21 protein-coding genes are annotated in these 24,967 nt (G+C 44.8%); 9 read left to right on the forward strand and 12 right to left on the reverse strand.

Features of this window, described 5'->3' with window-relative positions:
• Positions 1-137 precede the first annotated feature (137 nt).
• The 3 genes from uhpA to AACR75_RS08190 are packed head-to-tail and all read left to right on the forward strand — an operon-like array spanning position 138 to position 3,637.
• Positions 138-743: a transcriptional regulator UhpA gene (uhpA, locus tag AACR75_RS08180; protein ID WP_026028260.1), complete on the forward strand. Its 606-nt coding sequence runs from the start codon at positions 138-140 to the stop codon at positions 741-743.
• Complete coding sequence (gene uhpB / locus AACR75_RS08185) at positions 743-2,278, forward strand: signal transduction histidine-protein kinase/phosphatase UhpB (RefSeq protein WP_047687713.1); 1,536 nt, start codon at positions 743-745, stop codon at positions 2,276-2,278. The genes uhpA and uhpB overlap by 1 nt, the downstream gene beginning before the upstream one ends.
• Positions 2,279-2,302: 24 nt before the next feature.
• A complete protein-coding gene (locus tag AACR75_RS08190; RefSeq protein ID WP_047687715.1) occupies positions 2,303-3,637 on the forward strand; it encodes an MFS transporter in 1,335 nt (444 codons plus the stop codon).
• Between the two features lie 46 nt (positions 3,638-3,683).
• Here AACR75_RS08190 and AACR75_RS08195 read toward each other — a convergent pair whose 3' ends face one another.
• Positions 3,684-4,070 (reverse strand): cytochrome b562, encoded by a 387-nt coding sequence (locus AACR75_RS08195; protein ID WP_013868020.1) that lies wholly within the window; start codon positions 4,068-4,070, stop codon positions 3,684-3,686.
• A 98-nt stretch (positions 4,071-4,168) separates the two neighbouring features.
• A complete protein-coding gene (locus AACR75_RS08200) occupies positions 4,169-4,912 on the reverse strand; it encodes a phosphatase (protein WP_013868021.1) in 744 nt (247 codons plus the stop codon).
• A gap of 189 nt (positions 4,913-5,101) precedes the next feature.
• Between AACR75_RS08200 and AACR75_RS08205 the strand changes: the two genes are divergently transcribed.
• Positions 5,102-7,978, forward strand: coding sequence for an HD domain-containing phosphohydrolase (locus AACR75_RS08205; protein ID WP_047687718.1), 2,877 nt, complete (start codon positions 5,102-5,104; stop codon positions 7,976-7,978).
• On the opposite strand, the gene trmY is transcribed toward AACR75_RS08205, so the two are convergent.
• The 7 genes from trmY to AACR75_RS08240 all read right to left on the reverse strand — a co-directional run bounded on the left by trmY (position 7,975) and on the right by AACR75_RS08240 (position 13,626).
• Entirely contained in the window at positions 7,975-8,574 is a 600-nt protein-coding gene (trmY, locus tag AACR75_RS08210; protein WP_013868023.1) for a tRNA (pseudouridine(54)-N(1))-methyltransferase TrmY, read from the reverse strand. The two genes, AACR75_RS08205 and trmY, sit on opposite strands and share 4 nt — an antisense overlap.
• A gap of 79 nt (positions 8,575-8,653) precedes the next feature.
• Positions 8,654-9,886 carry an organoarsenical effux MFS transporter ArsJ gene (gene arsJ, locus AACR75_RS08215; RefSeq protein ID WP_047687720.1) on the reverse strand — a complete coding sequence of 411 codons (1,233 nt, stop codon included), beginning with the start codon at positions 9,884-9,886 and terminating at the stop codon, positions 8,654-8,656.
• 42 nt (positions 9,887-9,928) lie between these two features.
• Positions 9,929-10,426: a cyclin-dependent kinase inhibitor 3 family protein gene (locus tag AACR75_RS08220; RefSeq protein ID WP_047687722.1), complete on the reverse strand. Its 498-nt coding sequence runs from the start codon at positions 10,424-10,426 to the stop codon at positions 9,929-9,931.
• Positions 10,427-10,438: 12 nt separating this feature from the next.
• Complete coding sequence (locus AACR75_RS08225) at positions 10,439-11,440, reverse strand: ArsJ-associated glyceraldehyde-3-phosphate dehydrogenase (protein ID WP_047687724.1); 1,002 nt, start codon at positions 11,438-11,440, stop codon at positions 10,439-10,441.
• 21 nt (positions 11,441-11,461) lie between these two features.
• Entirely contained in the window at positions 11,462-11,803 is a 342-nt protein-coding gene (locus AACR75_RS08230; protein ID WP_017043720.1) for a metalloregulator ArsR/SmtB family transcription factor, read from the reverse strand.
• A gap of 351 nt (positions 11,804-12,154) precedes the next feature.
• Positions 12,155-13,213 carry an ACR3 family arsenite efflux transporter gene (gene arsB, locus AACR75_RS08235; protein ID WP_017048957.1) on the reverse strand — a complete coding sequence of 353 codons (1,059 nt, stop codon included), beginning with the start codon at positions 13,211-13,213 and terminating at the stop codon, positions 12,155-12,157.
• A gap of 83 nt (positions 13,214-13,296) precedes the next feature.
• A complete protein-coding gene (locus AACR75_RS08240) occupies positions 13,297-13,626 on the reverse strand; it encodes a metalloregulator ArsR/SmtB family transcription factor (RefSeq protein ID WP_047687726.1) in 330 nt (109 codons plus the stop codon).
• Between the two features lie 293 nt (positions 13,627-13,919).
• On the opposite strand from AACR75_RS08240, the gene AACR75_RS08245 reads away from it, so the two are divergent.
• The 4 genes from AACR75_RS08245 to luxN all read left to right on the forward strand — a co-directional run bounded on the left by AACR75_RS08245 (position 13,920) and on the right by luxN (position 20,306).
• Positions 13,920-15,410, forward strand: a complete 1,491-nt coding sequence (locus AACR75_RS08245) for a SulP family inorganic anion transporter (RefSeq protein WP_013868030.1) — start codon at positions 13,920-13,922, stop codon at positions 15,408-15,410.
• Between the two features lie 10 nt (positions 15,411-15,420).
• The gene (locus AACR75_RS08250; protein ID WP_047687728.1) at positions 15,421-16,269 is read left to right on the forward strand and encodes a universal stress protein; all 849 of its coding nucleotides are present in this window, start codon (positions 15,421-15,423) and stop codon (positions 16,267-16,269) included.
• A 262-nt stretch (positions 16,270-16,531) separates the two neighbouring features.
• Positions 16,532-17,734 carry an acyl-homoserine-lactone synthase VanM gene (gene vanM / locus AACR75_RS08255; RefSeq protein WP_047687730.1) on the forward strand — a complete coding sequence of 401 codons (1,203 nt, stop codon included), beginning with the start codon at positions 16,532-16,534 and terminating at the stop codon, positions 17,732-17,734.
• Positions 17,727-20,306 (forward strand): quorum-sensing autoinducer 1 sensor kinase/phosphatase LuxN, encoded by a 2,580-nt coding sequence (luxN, locus tag AACR75_RS08260; protein ID WP_047687732.1) that lies wholly within the window; start codon positions 17,727-17,729, stop codon positions 20,304-20,306. The genes vanM and luxN overlap by 8 nt, the downstream gene beginning before the upstream one ends.
• Positions 20,307-20,767: 461 nt before the next feature.
• Here luxN and AACR75_RS08265 read toward each other — a convergent pair whose 3' ends face one another.
• Positions 20,768-21,811 (reverse strand): GMP reductase, encoded by a 1,044-nt coding sequence (locus AACR75_RS08265; protein ID WP_013868034.1) that lies wholly within the window; start codon positions 21,809-21,811, stop codon positions 20,768-20,770.
• A gap of 565 nt (positions 21,812-22,376) precedes the next feature.
• Between AACR75_RS08265 and AACR75_RS08270 the strand changes: the two genes are divergently transcribed.
• A complete protein-coding gene (locus AACR75_RS08270; protein WP_017050322.1) occupies positions 22,377-23,378 on the forward strand; it encodes a 2-hydroxyacid dehydrogenase in 1,002 nt (333 codons plus the stop codon).
• A 75-nt stretch (positions 23,379-23,453) separates the two neighbouring features.
• Here AACR75_RS08270 and AACR75_RS08275 read toward each other — a convergent pair whose 3' ends face one another.
• On the reverse strand, positions 23,454-23,894 hold the full coding sequence (locus AACR75_RS08275; protein WP_017047143.1) for a PAS domain-containing protein: 441 nt from the start codon (positions 23,892-23,894) through the stop codon (positions 23,454-23,456).
• Between the two features lie 2 nt (positions 23,895-23,896).
• Positions 23,897-24,901: a response regulator gene (locus tag AACR75_RS08280; RefSeq protein WP_013868037.1), complete on the reverse strand. Its 1,005-nt coding sequence runs from the start codon at positions 24,899-24,901 to the stop codon at positions 23,897-23,899.
• Positions 24,902-24,967: the final 66 nt, after the last annotated feature.

Raw genomic sequence — 24,967 nt, forward strand, 5'->3', positions numbered from 1 at the left:
CACCCCTTCCTTTTTGACGCGCTAGACTCCTCTATAATGGCACCCATAGCAAAGGGATATATTGCTTGTTTAATTGTCTCTGTGGCGTTAGTTTAAGCTCCCTTTTTACTCAGGCAATATAAACAGCGGGGATTGTGATGATCAAAGTAGCACTAGTGGATGACCATATCGTGGTACGTTCAGGCTTTGCCCAACTCATGAACCTTGAAGACGATATCCAAGTGGTCGGCCAATTTAGCTCGGCGGCCGAAGCGCGCGCAGGGCTTCCCGGCACAGGGGCAAACGTCTGTATTCTTGATATTTCAATGCCTGATGAAAGCGGGCTGTCGCTGCTTCAAGATCTCCCCTCTGGGATAGCATGCATTATGCTGAGCGTTCACGATTCCGCGGCCATGGTCGAAAAAGCCTTGGAGGCTGGAGCAAGAGGCTACTTAAGTAAACGTTGTAGCCCCGATGAACTCATCCAAGCCGTACGAACCAGCGCCCACGGTGGTTGCTACTTAACACCCGATATTGCGCTTAAACTCACCTCTCCCAAGCGCGAGGCAAAGCTATTAGCACAGTTGACCAAACGTGAGCGGCAAATCAGTGAAATGCTGGCTGCCGGGCTGGATGTGAAAGCGGTCGCCAATGAGCTTGGACTTAGCCACAAAACCATTCATGTCCATCGCGCCAATGCCATGGATAAGTTAGGTGTGAGCAATAACGTGGCCTTAGCGAAATATTTTTCTGACTCATTCTAATGCCACGCTATTTTATTACGTCACTCTGCGCTTGGTTTCTGCTCTCTTGCAGTTGGTTTTGCTTGTGGGTTATCGCCTACTATTTTGTCAACGATCCGGAACTGGCGATCTTCTTCTTTCCTTTTGCTCTGCGTTTAGGCACTGCGCTGCACAGTCCACAACGTTACTGGCCCGCGATTTATGGTGCAGAATGGTGGCTGACGATTGCGCTCGCCATGCTAATGGAACAACCTCAATGGCTGACCGTACTCGCCGCCAGTATCGCAACGCTGCCCTTAAACCTGCTCGCCCAGCGCTACTACCACGGAAGTCAGTGGCGTCGCTTTATTGTGATGGGCGGGTTGATCCTCGCCAGCGCTATCATTAATACGCTGGCCACCACCTACCACGGCCATGCCGCGTCAATGGTGATGTTAGTCAGCATCACAGCTGGCTTAATGATTGTGCCAAGCTGCTATTTGATATGGAATTATCTTTTCCAAAGCACTTGGGTTCCACTGACGGCGAACTTAGTCTCTCGTCATATCGAATTTCGCACGCGTCACGTCTTACTCTACTCTTTACTATTTATTTTAAGCATTGCGCTGCAAATTGGTTTACCTGATGAACTTCGGCGTTTTGCGCCATTTTGTTTAGCCATCCCGATCATTTTGCTCGCTTTTCGCTACGGCTGGCAAGGTGCATTGCTCGGTACGCTGCTCAATAGCATTGCATTGATCGCGGCTCGTAGTGGTGTCTCTAATATGGAAGTCACTGATCTCCTGCTCTCTCTTTCAGCACAAAGTTTAACCGGCATTTTGCTGGGAATGGGTGTGCAGCGACAAAGAGATCTCAACACCAAGCTGCGCCAACAGCTTGATCGTAACCAAAATTTGTCCCGCCAATTAGTCAAAGCTGAAGAATCTGTTCGGCGCGATATTGCTCGCGAGCTGCACGATGAGATCGGTCAAAATATTACCGCTATCCGTACTCAAGCCAGCATTATTCAACGCGTCGAATCTCAACCCGTCACCAGCAATTGTGCTAAAACCATTGAATCTCTCTCTTTAAATGTTTACGACACAACTAAAAGTTTGCTAACCCGTTTACGCCCCAAAACCTTAGATGATTTAGGCCTAGTCGAAGCACTGGATCAACTGCTGCGTGACCTTGAATTTGAGACGCACGGCATTCAAACCCAAGTGGTTTGGACGGGGAATTCAACCACTCAACTGCAAAAGTTAAGTGATGCCACCAAGGTGACCCTTTATCGATTGTGCCAAGAGGCGCTCAATAATGCCTTGAAATACGCAGAAGCTAGCCACATTGTGATTGAGTTTTCGTTGGCAAGTGATGTCACACTGCGCATTCACGATGATGGCATCGGTTTCAAAGCACAAGCGCAGCTGAACGGCTTTGGTTTACGGGGGATGCGTGAGCGAGTCGAGGCATTGGGTGGCCACTTTCAGATTATTAGCCACTGTCAGTCTACAACAGCCAACCACGATCTAAGCGAGAATGGCACTCAGCTTACCGTCACACTGCCCCACTTATAATCGTGGAATATAAAATAAAGCACTATGATAAATTTTCTACGCTCTCAACCACCGCAACCGCTTCTTGCATCAGCGCAGGAGGTTAACCAGCAGTACCGTTATTGGCGCTTTCACATCATGATGGCGATGTATGTCGGTTATGCGCTTTTCTACTTCACGCGTAAAAGTTTGAATTACGCCATGCCCGCGATGATTGCTGACCTCGGTTTAGATAAGAGTGATATTGGCATCATGGGCACGTTGTTTTACATCACCTATGGTATCTCAAAATTTCTGTCCGGGATTTTGTCGGACCGCTCCAATCCGCGCTATTTTATGGGCCTAGGGTTAATGGCAACGGGTTTTATCAATATTCTGTTTGGCTTTTCAAGCTCAATCAGTATGTTCATCTTACTCTGGGTGCTCAATGCTTGGTTCCAAGGTTGGGGATGGCCTTCTTGCTCTAAACTCCTGACAACTTGGTATTCGCGCTCTGAACGTGGTTTTTGGTGGGCGTTATGGAATACCGCTCATAACGTGGGGGGCGCGTTGATCCCATTACTGGTTGGCTTTCTCACTTTCCATTTTAGTTGGCGCGAAGGTTTTATTGTACCGGGCTGTTTAGCCGTTATTGGTGGGGTTTTCTTATGTTGGCGATTGCGTGATAAACCAATGACCCAAGGTTTACCCAGTGTTGGTCAATGGCGTAATGACGCCCTTGAACTGGCGCAAGAAAATGAAGGCCTCGGCCTTAGCACTAAACAGATCTTGCACAAATATGTGTTAGGAAATAAGTACATTTGGTTACTCGCCTTGAGCTATGTACTGGTCTACATAGTGCGTACTGCCATCAATGATTGGGGAAATATCTACCTTACCGAGCAACAAGGCTATGATTTGATCACGGCTAATGGCGCGCTTTCGCTGTTTGAAGTCGGTGGGTTTATTGGATCGTTAGTCGCAGGCTGGGGCTCAGACAAACTGTTTGGCGGCAACCGTGGGCCAATGAACCTGATTTTTTCAATGGGCATTTTTCTTTCGGTGGCAGCGCTGTGGCTGATGCCGTTAACGGGGTTTGTATTCCAAGCCGCTGGCTTTTTTACGATTGGCTTTTTTGTCTTTGGCCCACAAATGTTAGTTGGTATGGCCGCCGCGGAGTGTTCTCACAAAGATTCGGCTGGCGCAGCAACTGGGTTTGTGGGGTTATTTGCGTATATGGGCGCAGCGCTCGCCGGTTACCCGTTAGCCATTATTGTCGAGCAATTCGAATGGCGAGGTTTTTTTGTCACCATTTCTGTTTGCGCCGCTGTGATCGGCTTACTACTGCTGCCTTTCTTACAAGCTCAGTTTTCAGGCAGTGACCACCCCACGAACAATTGAACGTTATATCCAATCCAACGTTATCGTGAGAGGGCCACAAAGCTAATTAACCAAATAAGCGCTTCCAGATACTTGGGTTACGCTGCTCGTGGTATTCAACACGCAGTTCGTCTACCGTCCGCAGCGTTTGTTGAGCTTGTTCTAAATTTCCTTGCTCAAGATCCACTTCGATTTTGTCTAATGCCACGGAAAGCTTATTAAACCCTTCTAAATAGAGATCTTGCTTCTCCGGTGGATAATTTCCCCGTTTTGACTCTTCAACCAACTGACTTAATCTCTCAATGGGTGCTTGCATTGTTTCAACGCTGGTCGCTTCTGCCGCTTGTTTAAATTCAAGCTTCATTTGTTTCATGTTCTGTTTTAAGTCAACATTAGCCGCCGACACGCTAGCCGCAAATAATGCGCAAGCTGTTAGTATCATTATTTTTTTCATAATTATTTCTTTTTATTCTGGCAAGAAGTGCCAAGTTTAATGGATCTCAAGATAAAAGAGGGACAAATTTTTGTCATTTTTTATGACCTCTTTACGGCTTATAGTGTTTGATATTCTGCGATCGCTTTTCGCCCGCGCAGTGCTAAAAAGGCCAGAAACTGCTCGACACTGTGCGTAATCACTTTCTCAGCAGCAATACCAACGTTCTCAAGCAGTTCACTGGCCAGTTGAAGTTGGCCGATATCTTGACAAAAATGGGCATCGCTGCCAGTGGTAACATAAGCACCATGCGCTTTCGCCACCTTAGCAATTTCATAACAGCGATCGACACTCCCTACCCTGCTGTGTCCTTTTAAGGTGCTGTTATTAATTTCTATCGCAACGTGATGCTGGGCGGCGCAGGCGATCACCTCATCAAAATCAAAATCGAAATTAGGGTTACCTAAGTGCCCTAGCGCATCCACTCGTCCACCTTTAATCACATTGATTAACGCTTCGGTATGCGCCGCTTTATCGGCAGGCTGAAATACGGGCTCATGAAAACTGGCGATAACCCAATCTAAGTTTTGATCAACAGAAGGGTGAACATCAATCTCGCCAGCACGATTCATGATGTTGGACTCAATGCCTCGGATAATGGCAACACCGTCTAAAAAGCGCGGCAAAATACGTTGATTGGAGAAGAACCAATAATGCGGCGCTCCAGGCATCGACTGCGCATGATCGGTTGTGCAAAACATTGCTAATCCATTTTCTTTAGCTGAACGCGCGTTTTCAATAAGCGTGCTGTATGCGTGACCACTTGCATAAGTGTGAGTATGAGTATCAACGACAAGATTCATTTTAATTATTCCATTCCAACAGCGATGCTTCAGTGTAACAGCCTCGCTGATGGCACTTCAATCTAAGGGCGATATATTCACCATATCGACACTTTCTGACCGGATAAACACACACCGATGTGAAATGGTTTTTTGCAACTTACCCACATTGAACAATACTTAGCAATGTCATCCAATTCGGAGTTGGTTATGAAACGACGTCGTTACTCACTGAGCATTCACATTACGAGTCTCTTTTTAGTGCTCGCCATGGTGATCGGCATTGTATTGATTGGCATAAGTTATCACCATAGTCAGCAACTACTGACGGTAAGTGCACAAGGATTAAGTAGCGAAAACAGCAAAAAACTGGAATCAGCATTTAAACAAAGTGCCGCACCTATCTTGACTACCCTCGATTTTTTAGCTTTTAGTAACGTAATTGATCAACCGGATAAAGTCATCTCGGACCCACGCCAACTCGCCACCGTTTGGCTGACCTTCCAACGTAATCCACAGTTGGTCGCGCTCTATTATTGTGACGAAGCTGGAGCTTGTACTACATTTCGCTCGCTGAGCTTTGATAAAGCCAAACAGCGTTTTGATGCCCCCGCACAAGCTCAGCTATTGGCCCATTACACTCAAGTTGATGGCACTAACCGCTTTATCTATTTAGACCAGAACCTTAAAAGCCTGCTCGACAAACAAGATAACAACAATAAATTTGATCCTCGCGTGCGTCCTTGGTTTACCTCGGCAAGTCAAGATGGCGCGATACGCTTAACGGAACCTTATTTCTTTTTCTTCCTACAAACGAGCGGCGTCACACTGTCACGTAGATCGGCCGATGGAAAGAGTGTGCTTGGCGCCGATTTCACGCTTGACTCACTGTCAAAACAGATGAGTACGATGGGTTTTTCTGACAGTGCTCAGCTCATTTTGTTCGATAATCAATTTAGACCACTCGCCCAACACAATACTAAGTTCGAGCTACAACAAGATCCCTCACAGATTGCACAGCAGCTACAGCAAAGTACTTTTGCACCAATATTGAATCGGGTCAGCAGCCAAACTTTGTATGAAACGGTCAATATGAATGGCACAACGTGGTCGGTGACGTTAACGCCGGTACTTTTAAACGACAATGTACGCTTGTTGCTGGCAGAAGCGGTACCGCAAGACGATTTGATCGCAGATTTGCTCTCGATGCGAGATCAGCAGATTTTTGTCGCGTTAATCATGCTCGCTATCGCTTTTGCAGTGGTTGGTTTTGTGGCGCAAAGGCTCGCCAGCCCTTTAGGTAACCTAGTGCAATTGACCGACAACATCACGCGCTTTGAATTTAAAAAGACACGCTACCCAAAAAGCCGGATCCGCGAAGTTGCCAATTTAACCCAATCGATAGAGCTCATGGAGCATACACTGCACGACTTGCTGCGACTATTACGCGAAACCGCCAGCAATCAAGAATTCAGTGTGTTAGCCAAAACGATTACCCATCAAAGCTATTTGATCACTCGAGCTGAAACTATTTTGCTCTACACTTACGCCAACGAAAATAACCAATTTATCACCGCAGCAAACCACGCCATCATTCCCTTTAAGCTTGATATCAACCAGTTGTCTCAAGAGATGCCGTGGCTACTTTCTGAACTGCGCAAAGGCCAAACGGTTCATTTATCTAAAACCGATAATTCGATGCGTAAGCATAAAGATGAGCTGTATAATTCTGATCTTTATCTTTTCCCACTGCTCAACCGAGACAAGCAGTTAGTTGGCGTATTAAACCTAGGCTACGAACGGGCCATCACTCCCGATCAGCAAGACAAACATGCATTTTTACGAGAGCTGCTCAGTTTTGCCGAAATCGCTAAAGACAATATCGACAAAATGCAGCGGCAAAAGGAGATGCTCAACTCGTTTATTGAATTGATCGCATCAGCCATTGATACCAAATCCCCTTACACGGGCGGCCATTGTCAGCGAGTTCCTGAATTAACCAAAATGATCACTAAAGCGGCGGAAAACGATCGCACCTATTTCCCACAATTTTCCATGACCAATGAAGAGTGGGAAGAGCTCACTCTCGCCGCTTGGTTGCATGATTGTGGAAAAGTGACCACGCCTGAATATGTGATTGATAAAGCGACCAAATTAGAAACGATCTACGACAGAATTCACGAAATTAGAATGCGTTTTGAGCTGCTCAAATGTCAAGCTGAAACGGACTACTGGCAAGGTGTTGCGCAGGGCAAGAACGAGCCAGATCTCAAGCAGCAGTTGCTGACGAACCAACAAATCCTCGATGAGGAATTTGCTTTCGTCGCGCAGTGTAATATTGGCAGTGAGTTTATGAGCGATGATGACCTTTCCCGCTTAGAGCGAATTGCGCAAAGAGAGTGGAAACGGACCTTAGATGATCAACTCGGTACTTCTTGGATAGAGAACCAACGTGCAGGAGAGTCAAAACCATTGCCCACTATGGAGCGCTTGCTTGATGATAAACCCGTACACCAGTTGCACTGGGTGAACGGTTGCCGTCCACAAGATCTGTGGCAAGAAAACTTTATTTTACAACCGGGAGAACTGCGCTATAACCGAGGTGAGCTCTATAATTTGTCTATTCGTCGTGGCACGCTCACTAACGAAGAACGCTTTATGATTAATGATCACATTGTGCAAACCATCATGATGCTCAAGCGGCTACCTTATCCTGAACATATGAAAAATGTTCCTGATATTGCGGGAAGCCATCATGAACGAATGGATGGCGCGGGCTATCCAAGAGGTTTAAATGAAGAGCAGCTTTCGATCCCCGCTCGAGTGATGGCAATAGCCGATGTGTTTGAAGCACTGACCTCTAGCGATCGCCCCTATAAAAAGGCCAAAACGCTCAGCGAATCGATCGCGATCATGACCACCATGGCCACCACAGGCCATATTGATCCGAAGCTTTACTTACTCTTTTTAGAAAAAGAGATTTATCAAGACTATGCGGATCGGTTTTTACACTCCGATCAGCACAGCCCAATTGATAAAGAAGCACAGATAAAAAAAGTAAAAATGAGTTTGAAGAAGACTTTTTAAAGACCGCGAATATCTAACTCATTCTGGATCAGCACAATGCACTGCGAGGCAAACAGCATTCGAGGCCCAAGGCTGATTTTCTGTGTATTAAGGCGCTTTAAACTGTTCCAACTTTTTTTCGGCATCGGGATGTGGTCAGTAAGTAAAAAGCAGCTGTCGTCAGAAAATTGATGCTCACGGACACTTTCGCCTTTTTTATCCAGTAAATACAAGTGGTAACTTTCAGAAAGGCGTTGCACCAACTTTTCAAAACTGATGGTTTCAACCGTGAGCCCTTGCTCGACCTCTCGGGTTTGCTCTTTGCCCATACCCACGGAAACGTCTAAAGCGTGGCCTATTTTGGTCAGCAAGGCTTGCTCGTGAAAGCCACCGATATTGTGCAACTGGCTCGACTCAAAGCATAAAGTCCGCGAGAAATCTTGCGTACTTTCCAGCACTAAGTAGACCACCACGTCATCACGATGCGACTGCGCAGTAAAAATAGCGTTCATGAGTACGTGGGCCAAAATTTCGGTGTGGGCTTCTTGCCCAACAGAGGCTAAAAAAGTCTGTTTATCCGTGGAAGCGGCGCGGGCCCTTACAACAAAAGCTCTCATGTGACTGACTCAATTCATTCAATAAAGCACGGACTCTATCACAATCTCCATCCACTGGAATAGTGATCTGCTGGTGAAGCTACGGTTCGCTCGTCAACACAGCTTTGCTTTTCGGGAGCCCCAATGAAATGAGAGTGGTCAGCAGCAAAAAACCAAACGAAACCCACAAACATGCCTCTAATCCCCAAAGTTGGAAAACCCACCCGGAAAGTACGGTACCGATTAAACGCCCCATCGCGTTTGCCATGTAGTAAAAACCAACATCAAGCGATACACCATCCCCCTTGGCATAGCTCACGATCAAATAGGAATGCAGCGATGAGTTAATCGCAAAGACCGCGCCGAAAAGCAGTAACCCCGCGATGATCACGACTTCCGGATGCCACTGCGCTTGAATGCTGTAGGCGATCAAACCGGTAATCAGCGCCAGTAACGCCGCCCAACCGAGCGCAGATCGCCCATCTGGCACTTGGTCTGAAGCACTGCCCGTTATTTTAGGAGCAAACCCTTGGATCACGCCGTAGCCAATCACCCAGAGCGCTAAAAAGCCGCCCACGGCACTGTGATCCCAACCAAAAACGCTGCCCAGATAAATGGGTAAGGCAATCACAAACCAAACGTCTCGCGCGCCAAATAAAAATAGGCGAGCCGCCGATAAAATATTCACGCTGCGCGATTTGGAGAAAATCTCTGAAAATTTCGGTTTGGTTTTGGCTTTGCCAATATCGGCTTGCAAGCTAAGCAAACTGCCGATAAAAACCAACAGCAATACCGCCGCCATAGCCGCTACCGCATATTGAAAGCCGATCCAAGAGAGCAAGACACCACCGAGAAAAAAGCCGGCCCCTTTTAGAGCGTTTTTTGAACCCGTAAGAATGGCTATCCACTTGTAGAGTGCGCCTTGTGCATTTTCAGGGACTAACGTTTTGATCGCACTTTTTGCACTCATTTTATTGAGATCTTTTGCGATGCCCGATAACGCCTGCGCCGCCATTACCCAAGGAATGGTTAACCATGCCGCAGGTACAGCAAGCATCAAGAGCGCGAATATTTGCATACCAAGGCCAATATTCATGGTGCGATTCAGTCCTAAACGCGCACCAAGCCAACCGCCAATCAGGTTCGTCACCACGCCAAAAAATTCATAAAAGAGAAACAAAGACGCAATCGCTAAGGTCGAATAACCCAAATCATAAAAATACAACACCACTAACATGCGCAGCGCGCCGTCAGTGACGGTAAAATTCCAATAATTAAAAGTCACTAGCATGTACTGGCGAACGTTTTGGTTGAGTTGAGACAGCATAATCACTCTCTTTGCAAAAGAGCCGCCTAAGGCAGCTCTTTGGGACTGTTATTGATTAACAAATTGTTTGATGTACTCAACTTGTACATCTTTGGTAAACGCACCCGGTCTTAATGATTGAACGTGAGTAATAATGTTTTGCAGTTCCCAACCTTTCTCCAGCAATAAATGAGCAGCAAGTAAACCAGTACGACCCGATCCACCCATGCAATGCATGGCAATCTTATCTCCCTTGGCAAGCGCCTGATGAAGTGACGGGGAGATACTTTGCCAATGCGTTTGAAACTGGTGGTCGGGTGCGCAATCATCTTCAATTGGGGCGTGAAACCATTGCAGCCCCGCTTGTTCAACCACTTTAGGCAAGTCACCAACACCTTTCTCTTGCATCTCTTCATGACTTAGAGCCGTCACCACAACGGTAACACCTTGAGATTTCAGTTGTTCAATACTCTCAACCAGAGGAAGATCTTTTGTACCCGGGCAAGGCGTCAATACCAAACCAGCGCTGTTTTCTGCAACGGACAGTTCCCATGTAGGATGTGTCATTTCTTTGCTCCTTTATGCCAAACCGACTTTGCGTACTAATTCTGCGGTACGGGTTGCGTAACCCATTTCGTTATCGTACCAAGCGTAAATTTTCACCATGCGCTTGCCCACCACCATGGTCGAGAGTGCATCGACAATCGTTGAGCGTTGATCGCCTTTATAATCAATCGATACCAATGGCCGCGCTTCAAAACCGAGAATGCCTTTGAGCTCATTTTCTGAAGCCGCTTTCAGTAGCGCGTTAACTTCTTCCGCGCTGGTATCGCGTTTCACATCAAAAATAATGTCGGTTAACGAGGCATTGGCCAGCGGCACACGCACCGCGTGACCGTTAATTTTGTCTTTCAGATCGGGGAAGATTTCCACAATCGCTGTCGCAGAACCTGTAGTTGTTGGGATCAAACTCATACCACAAGCACGCGCACGACGTAGATCTTTATGCGGTGCATCCAAAATGGTTTGCGTGTTGGTCAAGTCGTGAATGGTCGTAAACGAGGAATGTTCAATACCCAGTTGCTCGTGAATCACTTTGACGATAGGCGCAATGCAGTTGGTTGTGCAAGAAGCGGCCGTAACAATCTGATGTATTTGTGGATCAAAGATGTGGTCATTGACCCCAACCACGATATTGGCAATCCCCGCTTCTTTCACAGGAGCCGATACCACCACGCGTTTGACACCTTGTACTAAATACTGATTCAAAAACTCAGACTTGCGGTGTTTTCCCGTAGCTTCGATGACCACATCACAACCAGACCAATCGACGTCACTGATCGCTTTTTGTTGTGAGGTACGAATAACCTGACCGTTGGCAATGATCGCATTACCGTCGCTTGTCACTTGGTGATGCCAACGGCCTTGTATTGAATCAAATTCGAGCAAATGAGCCAAGGTCGCCGCGTCTCCCGCAACGTCGTTAATCTGCACAAATTCGATCTCAGGCCAATCAAATGAGGCTCTTAATGCTAAACGACCAATGCGGCCAAATCCGTTAATTCCGACTTTAATCGACATTTTTATTTCCTTTTATCCCTTCTAAACACAGCATTCTGGGCGAGATTTCATCTCTGCCAGCCTTTGCATATCTTGTTGGTATTCTTTTTTCAGGCAGTTGGATTCCACCAGCCCTTGAATTTGTTTTTTCATCCATCCGGGTAACTGCTCTGATAGCCGATAAAACACCCATTGTCCTTGCCTTGTATCAACCACCACGCCACTGGAACGAAGTAGAGCCAGATGGCGAGAAATTTTCGGTTGGCTTTCATTTAACGCTTGCGTCAACTCGCCGACACACACTCGTTGCTCACGTGCAATCATGAGTAAACAGCGCACCCGCGTTTCATCGGACAGCAATTTAAAAAACTGATGAGGTAGCATTTTACTTATCTCTACATATGCGGATGTGCATATGTATCATATAAAAAGAAATCGCTGTCAATAGAAAAGTTACCGCTGACTTCAGAGAACAATGCTAAAGCGAGCAGTAAAATAGCTGATGGTATGTTGCAGGGCTTTTGTGGCATTTTGATTACAATCGATTTCCCAATAGATCTATTTTTGATACGCCGATCATACCCCGATGCATCGCAACATTGGGATCAAGAGTTCGTGCGTAGCAGAACATAGATGACGTTTCTAACTCATTCACAAACATTTCACATTTTTAAAACAGTCTACGGTTATGAAATTTAATGAGAAAAATATCCTGAAGTTCGGACTCAGAGAGCGCTAGTATTTCTTTTTCATACGCAGCGCGACGTTGACCAAGGCAATCAACACCGGCACTTCAACCAAGGGCCCAATCACACCCGCAAATGCTTGATCGGAATTTAAACCGAACACGGCAATGGAGACCGCAATCGCCAGTTCAAAGTTGTTGCCTGATGAGGTAAAAGCAATTGAGGCATTTTGATCGTAAGGAATGCCCAGTTTTTTACCAATGAAAAAGCTGACAAAAAACATCACTAAGAAGTAAATCACTAAAGGGATGGCAACGCGTATCACGTCCATCGGCAGTTCAATGATCATCTCGCCTTTCAGGCTAAACATCAAAACTATCGTCGCTAGTAGTGCCACCAGCGTAATCGGTGAAATACGCGGAATAAACTCCTCGTTGTACCATTGCTCACCTTTCGCGGCCACCAACCATTTGCGGCTCAAAAAGCCAGCTAAAAATGGGATACCGAGATAAATCAGCACACTTTCGGCGATATCGAGAATGGTAATATCAACTACAAAACTCTCTAGCCCAAAATATGGCGGCAAAACAGTAATAAATAGCCACGCCATAAAACTGTAGGTGACGATTTGGAATGCGCTATTTAGCGCCACCAGCGCTGCGCCGTACTCTTTATTACCGCCACTAATATCATTCCATACCAGCACCATTGCGATGCAACGCGCCAGACCAATTAAGATCAGTCCGACCATATAACCGGGATAATCGCGTAAGAAAATGATCGCCAATGCAAACATCAAGATAGGCCCGACAATCCAGTTCATCACTAAAGAGAGTGTGATGGCGCGTTTATCACGAGTCACTTCACCTAGCAGGCTGTAATTCACTTTTGCCAGCGGTGGATACATCATCAAAATCAAACCGATCGCCAGCGGAATATTGGTCGAACCGACCGACATATTTTCATTCCATTGCGCTACTTGCGGAAAGAAGACACCGATCGCTACCCCTAACCCCATCGCAAGGAAAATCCACAAGGTTAGATAGCGATCGAGAAAACTCATTTTTTCGGCTGCAGAGGCTTCTGCGCAGACAGGTAATTCACTCATACATCACATCTCTCGGTAAGTCTAAAAGGGAGCCGCGCACAACTTTATACTTACAGCCATGGCGAAATAGCAACGCTAAAATTTCATTCATTTTGACAAGATGGGTGAGCAATGCGCGTTAGCTCTTGCGCAATCAATGCAGCATTGTGGCTCAGCGTGATGTCCAATATCTGCACCATCCAACTTTCCAGCTCAGGATTAATTTGGTAGTACACCCACTTGCCGCGCCGCTCATCAATCACTAATTCATTTTTTCTCAGTTCTGCTAAATGGCGTGACACCTTAGGCTGACTAAATTGCAACGCATTCATTAAATCACACACACACAACTGCCCTTTGTGCTTCATCAACAGCAAGGATTTAAGCCTCGTCTCTTCAGACAAGGATTTATAAAAAGATAAACTGCGGCACATAAACAATACATATGGAATATCGAATGTGTTTAAGTGTAAGGAGCAAAAAAATAAAAGTCAAACCAGAACTATACTCGCGTACGACCGGCAGCGCTTGAAAAGCAGCGTGATAACGGGAGAAATCGACGACTGCAATACAAATAGTGATCGTTTGGTTGACCTATACCACATCAATGATTAGGATCACATTCTTAAAATCAACCAAGAGATGTTGCGAATGCTGCTTACGCCGCCCTAGATTGATCTTTACCTCTCACAACTCACCTTTTTATTTCATTTTTTAGAGATTAAGTATGCTACAAAATATTAAGCGCGATTGGTTTTCCAATGTGCGAGGGGATGTTCTAGCTGGCACTGTCGTTGCGTTAGCATTAGTTCCTGAGGCAATAGCCTTTTCTATCATCGCAGGTGTAGACCCTAAAATCGGCCTTTACGCTTCATTCAGTATTGCCGTGATCATTTCAATTGTCGGTGGACGACCCGGCATGATCTCAGCAGCCACTGGTGCAATGGCGCTGTTGATGGTCACTTTAGTCAAAGAGCATGGCTTGCAATATCTACTGGCAGCCACTGTTTTGACCGGGGTTCTACAAATACTGGCCGGTTACCTCAAACTGGGCGATTTGATGCGTTTTGTATCACGTTCGGTCGTGACGGGGTTTGTTAACGCGCTGGCGATTCTGATTTTTATGGCGCAATTACCAGAGCTGACCAATGTAACATGGCACGTTTACGCCATGACACTCGGTGGGCTGGCGATTATCTATCTATTCCCCTACGTTCCTGTGATTGGCAAATTGCTACCTTCGCCATTAGTGTGCATTATCGCCTTAACTCTGATTGCTATCAGCTTTGGCATTGATATTCGCACTGTGGGCGATATGGGTGAATTACCAGATACTTTGCCGATATTTTTATGGCCAGATGTTCCGCTCAACCTTGAAACCTTATGGATTATATTTCCTTATTCAGCCGGATTGGCCGTTGTCGGTTTATTAGAATCAATGATGACAGCAACCATTGTTGACGATTTAACCGATACCAGCAGTGATAAAAATCGTGAATGTAAAGGCCAAGGTATCGCCAACATTGCCACCGGCTTTCTTGGCGGCATGGCCGGTTGTGCGATGATTGGTCAATCGATCATCAACATTAAATCCGGCGGACGCGGCAGGCTCTCTACTTTTTGCGCCGGTATTCTACTGATCATCATGGTGGTGTTTTTAAGTGATTGGCTCAAGCTCATCCCGATGGCGGCTTTAGTGGCGGTAATGATCATGGTTTCCATTGGGACCTTCTCTTGGAGTTCGGTAAAGGATCTCAAAACTCACCCACTTTCTACCAGCATCGTGATGATCGCGACCGTCGTTGTTGTGGTTGCAACCCATAACTTAGCGATCGGTGTCGGTGTCGGCGTGCTGCTTGCTTCTCTTTTCTTTGCTAACAAAATTGGCCGCTTCATGGTGGTTAAAAGTGAACTCTCTGAAAATGGAGAAGAGCGTACCTATCGTGTTGTTGGGCAAGTCTTCTTTGCTTCGTCAGATCAATTTATGAACGCGTTTGACTTCAAAGAGGTCTTAGAGCGTGTCACTATCGACCTCTCTGCAGCGCACTTTTGGGATATTACTTCGGTTTCTTCGCTAGATCGTGCTGTTATCAAATTCCGACGCGAAGGGACCGATGTAAACATCATCGGTATGAATGAAGCAACAGCAACGATTGTCGATAAATTCGGCGTGCATGGTAAGCCAGAAGAAGTTGAAAAGCTGATGGGCGGACATTAAGGAACAGATTATGACCAATATTATTGCTTGCATCGATGGATCGATTTATTCACAGTCGGTCGCCAATTTAAGCGTGTGGGCCGCCAAAAGCTTACAAGCACCGTTAACCTTACTGCACGTACTTAATAAAGCGGCCAATCAAACCGAAAGTGAGCTGTCTGGTAACATCGGTTTAGGCAGCCGAGAACAGCTACTGAAAGAGCTTATTGAACTAGACGAAAAGCGTTCTAAACTGGCCTTAAGGCACGGTAAAGCGTTACTCAATGAGCTAGAAACCAAAGCTCATGAACAAGGTTTACAAGATGTGCATAAACTGCAAAAGCACGGCAACCTGCTGGAGACTTTGCTTGATCTTGAAAACGAAATTCGTGTATTGGTGGTCGGTAAATCAGGTGAAGTGCACCAAAACGACGCCATGGCTGTTGGATCTCAATTAGAGAGTATCGTGCGTACAATGAAGTCGCACACCTTAGTGGCAACGGGTGATTTTACGCCACCACAAAGCTATCTATTAGCCTTTGATGGCAGTGAAATTAGCCAAAAACTAGTGGATAAAGCCATTAAAACACCGCTGCTAAAAGGGCTGGAGTGCCATTTGGTGATGGTGGAAGATAACCACGATAAAGCGATCGCGTTTAAAGCTGCCGCCGAAAAATTGTGTGAACACGGTATTCACGTTGTGGAAGCGTGCTTATCTGGCGAAGTTCATAAGGCGATTCTTCAGTACCAACAACAAAACCAACTTGGCATGATCGTCATGGGCGCGTTTGGACACTCTAAACTTCGTCAGTTTTTTGTTGGCAGTAACACCACTCGGCTCTTAGCCGAATCAAGCGTACCGATGCTATTGATACGATAATAATTGATACATTAACCATATAGATAAAGCCTTCTTCGGAAGGCTTTTATTATAAAACTCTGTTGTGGAGGGTAAGTGCAAGTAGTAAACTTGCTGCGGATATGCAACTGGTACTTAGGATGTTAGGTACAAATAAAATCGCGGTTACTGGCACTAACTGACGTGACGCCAAATACTCTCCTAAATCAAAGTCTCATTTACTGGAGCCTATCTAATAAAACTAATAAAAAATAATTAAATAAACCTAGGCTAGGTTAACTCTATGAAAATAATATCATCTTTAGGCTCACGGCTGACAAACAGTCTGCCTATTGAAAAAAAACAGCGGGCTCTGGTAGAGTTCGTCATCAATACTTATCAACCACAGCAACGAGCTGATCTTTTCCGCGCCCTTACAGAGCACCGCAAAAACCAATTACTCAACCTATTTCCTGAACATCACAATAAAAGCTTCTCAATACTGTTTGAATTGATGGACTACCGAGAGCTCATCCGGCGCTATCCGAATACATTCGGTGAAGAGATAGCACATCTTGAGCAAGCCGTCAGCGAGTGTTATTCGCATTGGCTAGATTTCTGGTGTGAATGCGAAATTGCGGCTATAAAAACACTATTCCCTATCGAAGCGGATGCTCCTCCTCGTATCGAACTGCCACTTAAAGACTGTGCCTACCGTGGTTTTTTGATCGACCAGATAGAGGATTCTGAACTTTGGGTCACAATGCCCAGTCACCCGCAAAAAATGCCTATCAAAGATGCGATCACCTTGAGCAATCTTGAGCTATTTATTAAAGGCGAAAAGTGGTACGAGATGCTGCCTTTATTGTCCTTATCACAAAAAGGGAAGCACTTTGTTTTACTCAAGCATCCTGATAACGAAGCATCTCCTACACTGGTCGCTTCAATGTTGGTACAAGATTGGTCAGTAAATCAGACTTGGCTTAGTTACGCACAGCAATTCAGTAACGAACAGTGGCAATTCTGTTTACCCGATCATAGTTACGATGTTTTGATGGAATTACAGCTTTTCAAACCAGCATTGTCGAAATGCGACTCTCTCCCAGAATTCGATCATCAATTTCGGCGACAATTGACTGGTACGCAAGCGGTCTGTGAAGTGCTGCGTTTAACCGTCAGTGGTAACGCTCAACAAAAGCTCTATTTTCTCTACCTTGCTCAAAAAAAACTCATCCAAATACTAAATCAAATGGGGTATAAAATTGGTTTCACCATTATCGAACAACCTTTCATACTCAATTTTTATCAAACTATCGAACCAAAATCGTATTTCCGTTCTGGATATAACGACTTAAATAATAACGGAAAACAAAGTTATCGTGGATTCTGGATGATTGAAAGGATGGATAAGGTTTTCAGTGATACCAATTTTCGTGACTATCGACATGCAGTTTCTCAGCGTAGGAAGTACGATTTAACCAAAAGGAAAGAGAAAGAGTATGCTTAACCTCAACTTAGATCCAATTCTCTATCCCAAAGCGATAACGCTTATCGCAGCAGTAGCCATGGTGCTCGTTTGGTTAACTTACTATTGCTATCGTCTTAAACAAAAAAATGAAGTGATTTTTGGCACACACCACGCCTCCTACATCGCTTATTCCTCGTGTATCATCGCTTGGATAGGAAGTAATGCATATTTCCATACTGATTGGCTAGTTGAGCTTGGTGTAAATAGAGCAATCTTTATGGCAGAAATTGCCAATATTTCTGCATCCCTTGCATTTGTTTTTGCCTACTATTTCTCATGTCAGCTCTCTGCCGAACAAAGAAAAGGCAAAGTACACCTTTGGCAACGGCTGATATTTATTACTATAGCGGCCTACTCCGTACTTATTAACTTGCAATCTAACCTCACGGTGAAACATGTTGATATTGTCGGACCGAGCGAGTTTGTCATTGAATTTGGGCCCCATACGCCTTACTTCTTTAATGCCATGCTATGTTCAGTGATACTGACGTTATTCAACTTGGTCGTGATGCGAACCAATAGTAGTAAGTTAGCACTGGCCAAAACCAATTATATTATTGCAGGTATATTGGTATACATGCTTTCAACACTAGTTATCCACATAGGAATCACCTTTTTCTTTCAAGATTTCTCACTCTCTTGGCTACCTCCGGCACTCTCCATCAGCGAAATGATGTTTGTTGGCTATGCTCTCATCACTTCACGCTTCTACAGTGTGAAATACCTTGCTTACCTGTGTCTCAATACTGCGTTAGTATGTGGGGTTTTATTCATACCGATCGGCGCGATCTTCATCCCTCTCACCGACAGCAACCAATGGCTGATTGCAATACCACTCTGTGCGCTTATTGGTATTGCTTGGAATCCACTCTACAAACGCTTGAGTCGTTACGCCTCTTTACTCATTTACGGCAATCAGCAGACTCCTGTAGAGCAAATTCTCGCTTTGGAAGACGATTTCAAGCGGTCAATTGATGATGCGATGCGCCGTTTAGGCCAGTTATTATACATCGCCGATGATAAGCTGCAGTTCGTTAATAGTAACTATAACGAAACCGTCTACGAACGTTACCTTTCATCCAAACAAACCGCACTAGTGTTTGATGAATTGTTTGAAAAATTAGACAACAAAACCGCGGCAAAAAACTCGATCAAAGCCCTTTATGACAAAATGAGCTCAAACAATACTGCGTTGGTTATGCCACTGTTTGGCCACAGCAAATTGGTCACACATTTATTAATCTCACCACACAAAATCAATAATCAGATGTTTTCTAATGAAGAAATCGCTGCACTTCAAACCTTGCTAACCCGAATACAAAGTATTATTGAAGCGGATAGACGTGTCTGCCAAAGTCGCGCATTAGCGAATTCAATTGCGCATGAAATGCGTAACCCGCTCGCTCAAGTACAATTACATTTTGAAATTTTAAAGCAACATATTGATAGTCAAGCGCCCGCACAACAAATTAAACAGGATATTGAGAACGGCCAAGCGGCTATTCAACGTGGGCGGCAGTTGATTGATATTATCTTGCGCGAGGTCAGCGATAGTTCACCTGAACACGAACCGATTACGATGACGTCGATCCACAAAGCCGTTGATCAGGCGGTCAGTCAATATGGCTTTGAGAACGAGAAAGTAATTGAGCGAATTCACTTACCACAACAAGATGACTTCGTAGCAAAACTTAATGAAACCTTATTCAACTTTGTTATTTTCAACTTGATTCGTAACGCAATTTATTATTTTGATTCCTACCCAAATAGCCAAATTGAGATCACAACTCAAATCGGTACTTATGAAAATATTTTAATCTTCAGAGATACAGGCCCGGGGATTGACGACGCCATTTCTTATAAGATTTTCGATGACTTTTTCTCTTATCAAAAAAGCGGAGGCAGCGGTCTGGGGCTCGGCTATTGCCAGCGTGTCATGCGCTCTTTTGGCGGCCGAGTTGAATGCAAATCGAAACTGGGGGAGTTTACAGAATTCCACTTATACTTTCCTATGGTACCCAATGCCCCCCAAGCCGACTCGCTTCGTACTCCTGATTTCAAAAGTTGGCAACAACCTAAACCTAATACCGAGCAAAGAACCGTTGACAATATACAACCAATCGATAAGCCATTTCTAATAAATAACAAAGCCCCCACGGTGCTCATCGTTGACGATAAAGAAGTACAACGCTCACTAGTTCAAATGTATCTGAACCAACTTGGTGTTAACAACTTGCAGGCAAACAACGGTGAAAATGCAGTAGAAATCTTTAAAGCGAATTCCATCGATTTGATCTTGATGGATATTCAAATGCCAGTTATGAATGGTTTTGAAGCCAGCCAAATCATTAAGGCGCATTCTCCGCAGGTTCCGATCATTGCGCTGTCAGGTGAATCTGGCGAACGTGAGCTAGAAATGATTAGCAAGCTGATGGACGGTCGTTTAGAGAAACCGACGTCATTAAATGCGTTACAGCAAGTAATCAGCCATTGGTTAAATAAAGACGTTGTACCCAATGCTCATACAGCAAAGAGTGGAACGGTTATTTGACGTAATTGAAGATACCAACATCTAGATAAAACTCAGCCAGTACCAAAACCATTTCAGTGCTGGCTGACATTTTAAAACCGCATAATCTATTATAAACCGTTTACTACCTACACTCGCCAAGCCTTGACCTCAGGGACCCCAAGTGGTTCTAGCTGAATATCTAATGAACCCATGCAAGTTATACATGCAATAATTACATATTCACCTTGTTTCACATCTCATTTCATGAACGACAGGGTTGAGCACCTCACCTTTTCAGTCTATTGTTTGTAGCGAAAGACAGGTTCGACTTAAACAACACCTTTGCTTGCACACTTTTAGCCGCCTATTTTTGGCGGCTTTTTTCTTGCTAGGCAATTATTTTCTTTTTAACAGCGCGATACACTCTTCGTAGTGAGGGGCATAATTAATCAGAGCCGCAAAAGCGGCTCTGATTAATTATGGTTGTTAAAACTATTGATTTACTCGCGGCCAAACACGTTATTTTCTTGCTCTTGTACGCGGATAAATGTGGTGCGCTTAGTTAACTCTTTTAACTTAGCTGCACCGACATAAGTACAAGTTGAACGCACACCACCAAGAATGTCAGAGATGGTGTCGTGAACGCTGCCACGGAAAGGTAGCAATACGGTTTTGCCTTCCGCTGCGCGGTATTTTGCAACGCCGCCAGAGTGCTTCGCCATTGCAGACTGTGACGACATGCCGTAAAACTTCATGTAGCTCACGCCATCTTTTTCAAACACTTCGCCGCCAGATTCTTCATGGCCTGCAAGCATGCCACCAAGCATGACAAAATCAGCGCCACCACCAAAGGCTTTAGAAACGTCACCTGCGCATGTGCAGCCACCATCACCAATGATACACCCGCCTAATCCGTGCGCCGCATCGGCACATTCAATAATGGCTGAAAGCTGAGGATAACCAACACCTGTTTTCACGCGCGTGGTACAAACCGAACCAGGGCCGATACCAACTTTTACGATATCCGCACCCGCAAGGATGAGCTCTTCACACATGTCACCGGTGACAACGTTACCTGCCGAGATCACTTTATCTGGAAATTGTGCACGCACGCGTTGTACGTAATCAACCAAGTGCTCAGAGTAGCCGTTAGCAATATCAATACAGATGAAAATCAGATCGTCACTAAGCGCCATGATGTCTTTGGTTTTTTGAAAATCAGCATCAGATGTACCAGTAGAAACCATCACATGCTTAAGTGTTGATGTATCGGCGTTTTTAACAAACTCAGCCCAATCAGCTACTGAGTAATGTTTATGAACCGCTGTCATTACATCATGTTCAGCAAGTGACTTCGCCATAGCAAAACTGCCTACCGAGTCCATATTCGCCGCAATAACAGGCACGCCGGACCATTGACGCCCACTATGCTTGAATGTAAAATCGCGGGTTAAATTTACTTGAGAACGGCTTTTTAGTGTTGAACGCTTAGGGCGAAACAGGACATCTTTAAAACCTAACTTAAGTTCTTGTTCGATACGCATTATGTAATTCCTTGATTAATTGACCATTTGTGTCTCTTTTGCAGAGTGCGTAGTACCTTCGTTGGCAGACGTCAGTACATTTTGGACACAAAAAAACCGGAGCGTTGGCAGACGCTCCGGTTTTCAGCATTATAGGCCCGGATTTCTTATCGGCAAGTCTGATATTTGCATTTTTTTTGTGGTACTATCTCGAAACTTTCATATCCGACACTTCTCAAGTTCATCTCTCTCAAATACTCATCGTATAAATTTTTATTTTTCAATACGTTATTAAAGAACGCATCATTTTAGCGAAAGCTTTCATACAATAAGCAAACGTTACCTTGTTCAGCATTGCGCCGAAAATGTGATAAAAATCACACTCACAGAAGATGTGACTCAGACATTTCTATCGGCGATTTTTACAGATTGTGGTGAATGTTTATCATTAATCCGTCCGTTTTCGATTTTAGTGACATCCCCCCGCAACTCCTACCATCCCAAAGACATAGTTATTTTGTGGTTTATTTTCTGTGATATTAGGCGTATTTATAGTGAAAATTATAAGTCTAATTAGGAAGAGAACATGATCAACATTGCATTTTTCAGCGCAAAATCTTATGACGCGAGTTCTTTCTCAGAGGTCAGTGATACAAAGATCTTCTCGCTGCACTTTCACGATTTTCGACTCACCCCAGCCACAGCTAAAATGGCCCAAGGATGCACTGTGGTGTGTGCCTTTGTGAATGACGACTTAAGTCGCCCAGTATTGAGCCAATTGTATGAAAATGGGACGAGGCTTATCGCAATGCGCTGTGCTGGATTTGATAAAGTCGATCTCGATGCCGCAAAAGAGCTGGGTATTCAAGTGGTGCGAGTGCCCGCATATTCACCAGAATCGGTGGCAGAGCACACGGTAGGAATGATGATGTGTTTGAATCGCCGCTTTCACAAGGCGTACCAACGTACCCGAGACGCTAACTTCTCATTAGAGGGGTTGGTCGGGTTTAACTTCTTCGGTAAAACCGCGGGAGTTGTTGGCACAGGAAAAATTGGTATTGCCACAATGCGCATTTTGAAAGGGTTGGGAATGAAGGTACTGTGCTTCGACCCTTATCAGAACTCTCTGGCGATTGAACTCGGTGCAACTTACTGCAGCCTTGAGGAAATCTACCAACAAAGTGATGTGATTACGCTTCACTGCCCAATGTCTCCAGAGAACTACCATTTACTCAACAGCCACGCATTTTCCCAAATGAAAGATGGCGTGATGATTGTAAACACCAGCCGAGGTGAATTACTCGATTCAGTTGCAGCAATTGAAGCACTGAAACAAGGTCGTATCGGCGCTCTTGGTTTAGATGTTTACGACAATGAAAAGGATCTTTTCTTTCAAGATAAGTCGAATGATGTGATTGTCGATGATGTATTCAGACGCCTATCGGCTTGCCACAATGTACTATTTACGGGACATCAAGCCTTTTTGACTGAAGATGCACTACACAATATCGCTCAGACAACTTTGGATAACATTCGTTCCTTTGCAAACAATCAACGTTGCGGAAATGAGCTTATAACGCTTGATTAATTAAACCCATCACTAATATGAAGCCTCCTTGATGAAACACCAAAAGGAGGCTTCGAAATCATTAACACCCTGATTCTATGAACGTATTTGTAAAGAGGCTAACGCTTCAGATGTAGCATCCTGTATTGATAAAAACAATGAATTAATTTTACCCGTCGTGGTTCGCATCGGGTTTAAAGTAATGCTTTGGTACATATAATCAGCTTGCTGAGTGACAGGGCGAACATTACGACATTTGAAGAGATATGGGCGCTGCTGCCAAGTAATAAAACTACGACAACCTAAGTCATACACAGGTTTAGTTTTGAGCTTAAACCACTCTTGGGGGATTTCAGGAAACAGTTCAAAAATGGTTTTACCAATCGCATCGTGCCCTTGAATACCACTGTGATGTGTCATGAATCCATTCCACACTTGCACTTCGTAATCACGATTAATCACGATCAGCCCCATATCGACATTCTGCACCATATCCACCATCCAGTGGAACTGTTCAAATTCTGCAGGGAGATTCATCGTTAAAAATCCTCCATCAAGTACGCTAATTTACTGTCTAGCAACGGAAGAGACTCATCGACAAACATAAAGAGCAAGTCACAGCGGATCGTCGTTTGATCAATGTTGTAGCTCACTTCAAACGTCATCGTTTTTTTAAATGATCCAGCGGTTGAATTGATCACAGAGTCAATGGAGATGTGTTGCCCAAGCAATACTGGAGAGCTTTGAAAAAAACGCACCTCCGATTGCTCACCTAATCCATTCAGAAAAGAACCAACTAATATGTTTGATACATCCATTAACAGTTCTAATTCTTCAAGCTCTTCACTGTCTGCTGGCACTTTCATTAATTTTTTCAGATCAGAAACACTGGAATCACTCAAGAGCACCAGTGCTTCACCTGCAATGCCTTCACCGCTAAAGCCTTGACATACACCAGAAACTTGATCATTTTCCGCCAAGTCACGAAGTGCCATATGTAGCTCACTCACTTCAAAAATATTGACGTTTGGTAGCGGTAAATGAACAAATACATCAAAGTGTCGCGCCAGAGCATCAGCTGCTCGACCAATCGAAACGTTCGCAACTTCCATATAGATGTCACGACGTTTCAAGATAGGTAGTTCAACAGAGATAGGCGTAACGATACGAGGCTGTGTTGGCGGTTCGACTAACTCTCGTAGTACGCTATTTAACACGTCCTTATCAATCGGCTTTTGAATAAAAGCACGCGCCCCTAACGCCAATACTCGGTCTTTCGCTTTCGGCTGTATATCACCAGAAACAACAACAACAGGCGTTGTCATCCCTCTGCGTTGCATCTCTTCTAGCGTTCCGTAGCCGTCCAGTTCAGGCATAGTTAAATCGAGGAACATTAATTTAAAATCATGCTCTTCAAGATTTTTGATGCCATCTAAACCATGGACTGCGAAAGTAATATCGGCGTTTAGAGAGGCGGGAAGTGAACGAGCCATCTGCTTCCGAGCCAGTGCAGAGTCATCACAGATGAGTACGGGGAAAGACATGTAATCACCTTCTATTTATTAATTCGATAAATAGAGTGTATACCTAAACCTCGCGTAGATGCGAGT

The sequence above is a fragment of the Vibrio sp. ZOR0018 genome, from assembly GCF_963865925.1.
Taxonomy (GTDB): Bacteria; Pseudomonadota; Gammaproteobacteria; order Enterobacterales; family Vibrionaceae; genus Vibrio; species Vibrio anguillarum.

Excerpts from the sequence above, each read along its gene's own strand:
- uhpA (WP_026028260.1), top strand. The coding sequence starts at position 138 with ATGATCAAAGTAGCACTAGTGGATGACCATATCGTGGTACGTTCAGGC.
- uhpB (WP_047687713.1), top strand. The coding sequence starts at position 743 with ATGCCACGCTATTTTATTACGTCACTCTGCGCTTGGTTTCTGCTCTCT.
- AACR75_RS08190 (WP_047687715.1), top strand. The coding sequence starts at position 2,303 with ATGATAAATTTTCTACGCTCTCAACCACCGCAACCGCTTCTTGCATCA.
- AACR75_RS08195 (WP_013868020.1), bottom strand. The coding sequence starts at position 4,070 with ATGAAAAAAATAATGATACTAACAGCTTGCGCATTATTTGCGGCTAGC.
- AACR75_RS08200 (WP_013868021.1), bottom strand. The coding sequence starts at position 4,912 with ATGAATCTTGTCGTTGATACTCATACTCACACTTATGCAAGTGGTCAC.
- AACR75_RS08205 (WP_047687718.1), top strand. The coding sequence starts at position 5,102 with ATGAAACGACGTCGTTACTCACTGAGCATTCACATTACGAGTCTCTTT.
- trmY (WP_013868023.1), bottom strand. The coding sequence starts at position 8,574 with ATGAGAGCTTTTGTTGTAAGGGCCCGCGCCGCTTCCACGGATAAACAG.
- AACR75_RS08220 (WP_047687722.1), bottom strand. The coding sequence starts at position 10,426 with ATGACACATCCTACATGGGAACTGTCCGTTGCAGAAAACAGCGCTGGT.
- AACR75_RS08225 (WP_047687724.1), bottom strand. The coding sequence starts at position 11,440 with ATGTCGATTAAAGTCGGAATTAACGGATTTGGCCGCATTGGTCGTTTA.
- AACR75_RS08230 (WP_017043720.1), bottom strand. The coding sequence starts at position 11,803 with ATGCTACCTCATCAGTTTTTTAAATTGCTGTCCGATGAAACGCGGGTG.
- arsB (WP_017048957.1), bottom strand. The coding sequence starts at position 13,213 with ATGAGTGAATTACCTGTCTGCGCAGAAGCCTCTGCAGCCGAAAAAATG.
- AACR75_RS08240 (WP_047687726.1), bottom strand. The coding sequence starts at position 13,626 with ATGTGCCGCAGTTTATCTTTTTATAAATCCTTGTCTGAAGAGACGAGG.
- AACR75_RS08245 (WP_013868030.1), top strand. The coding sequence starts at position 13,920 with ATGCTACAAAATATTAAGCGCGATTGGTTTTCCAATGTGCGAGGGGAT.
- AACR75_RS08250 (WP_047687728.1), top strand. The coding sequence starts at position 15,421 with ATGACCAATATTATTGCTTGCATCGATGGATCGATTTATTCACAGTCG.
- vanM (WP_047687730.1), top strand. The coding sequence starts at position 16,532 with ATGAAAATAATATCATCTTTAGGCTCACGGCTGACAAACAGTCTGCCT.
- luxN (WP_047687732.1), top strand. The coding sequence starts at position 17,727 with ATGCTTAACCTCAACTTAGATCCAATTCTCTATCCCAAAGCGATAACG.
- AACR75_RS08265 (WP_013868034.1), bottom strand. The coding sequence starts at position 21,811 with ATGCGTATCGAACAAGAACTTAAGTTAGGTTTTAAAGATGTCCTGTTT.
- AACR75_RS08270 (WP_017050322.1), top strand. The coding sequence starts at position 22,377 with ATGATCAACATTGCATTTTTCAGCGCAAAATCTTATGACGCGAGTTCT.
- AACR75_RS08275 (WP_017047143.1), bottom strand. The coding sequence starts at position 23,894 with ATGAATCTCCCTGCAGAATTTGAACAGTTCCACTGGATGGTGGATATG.
- AACR75_RS08280 (WP_013868037.1), bottom strand. The coding sequence starts at position 24,901 with ATGTCTTTCCCCGTACTCATCTGTGATGACTCTGCACTGGCTCGGAAG.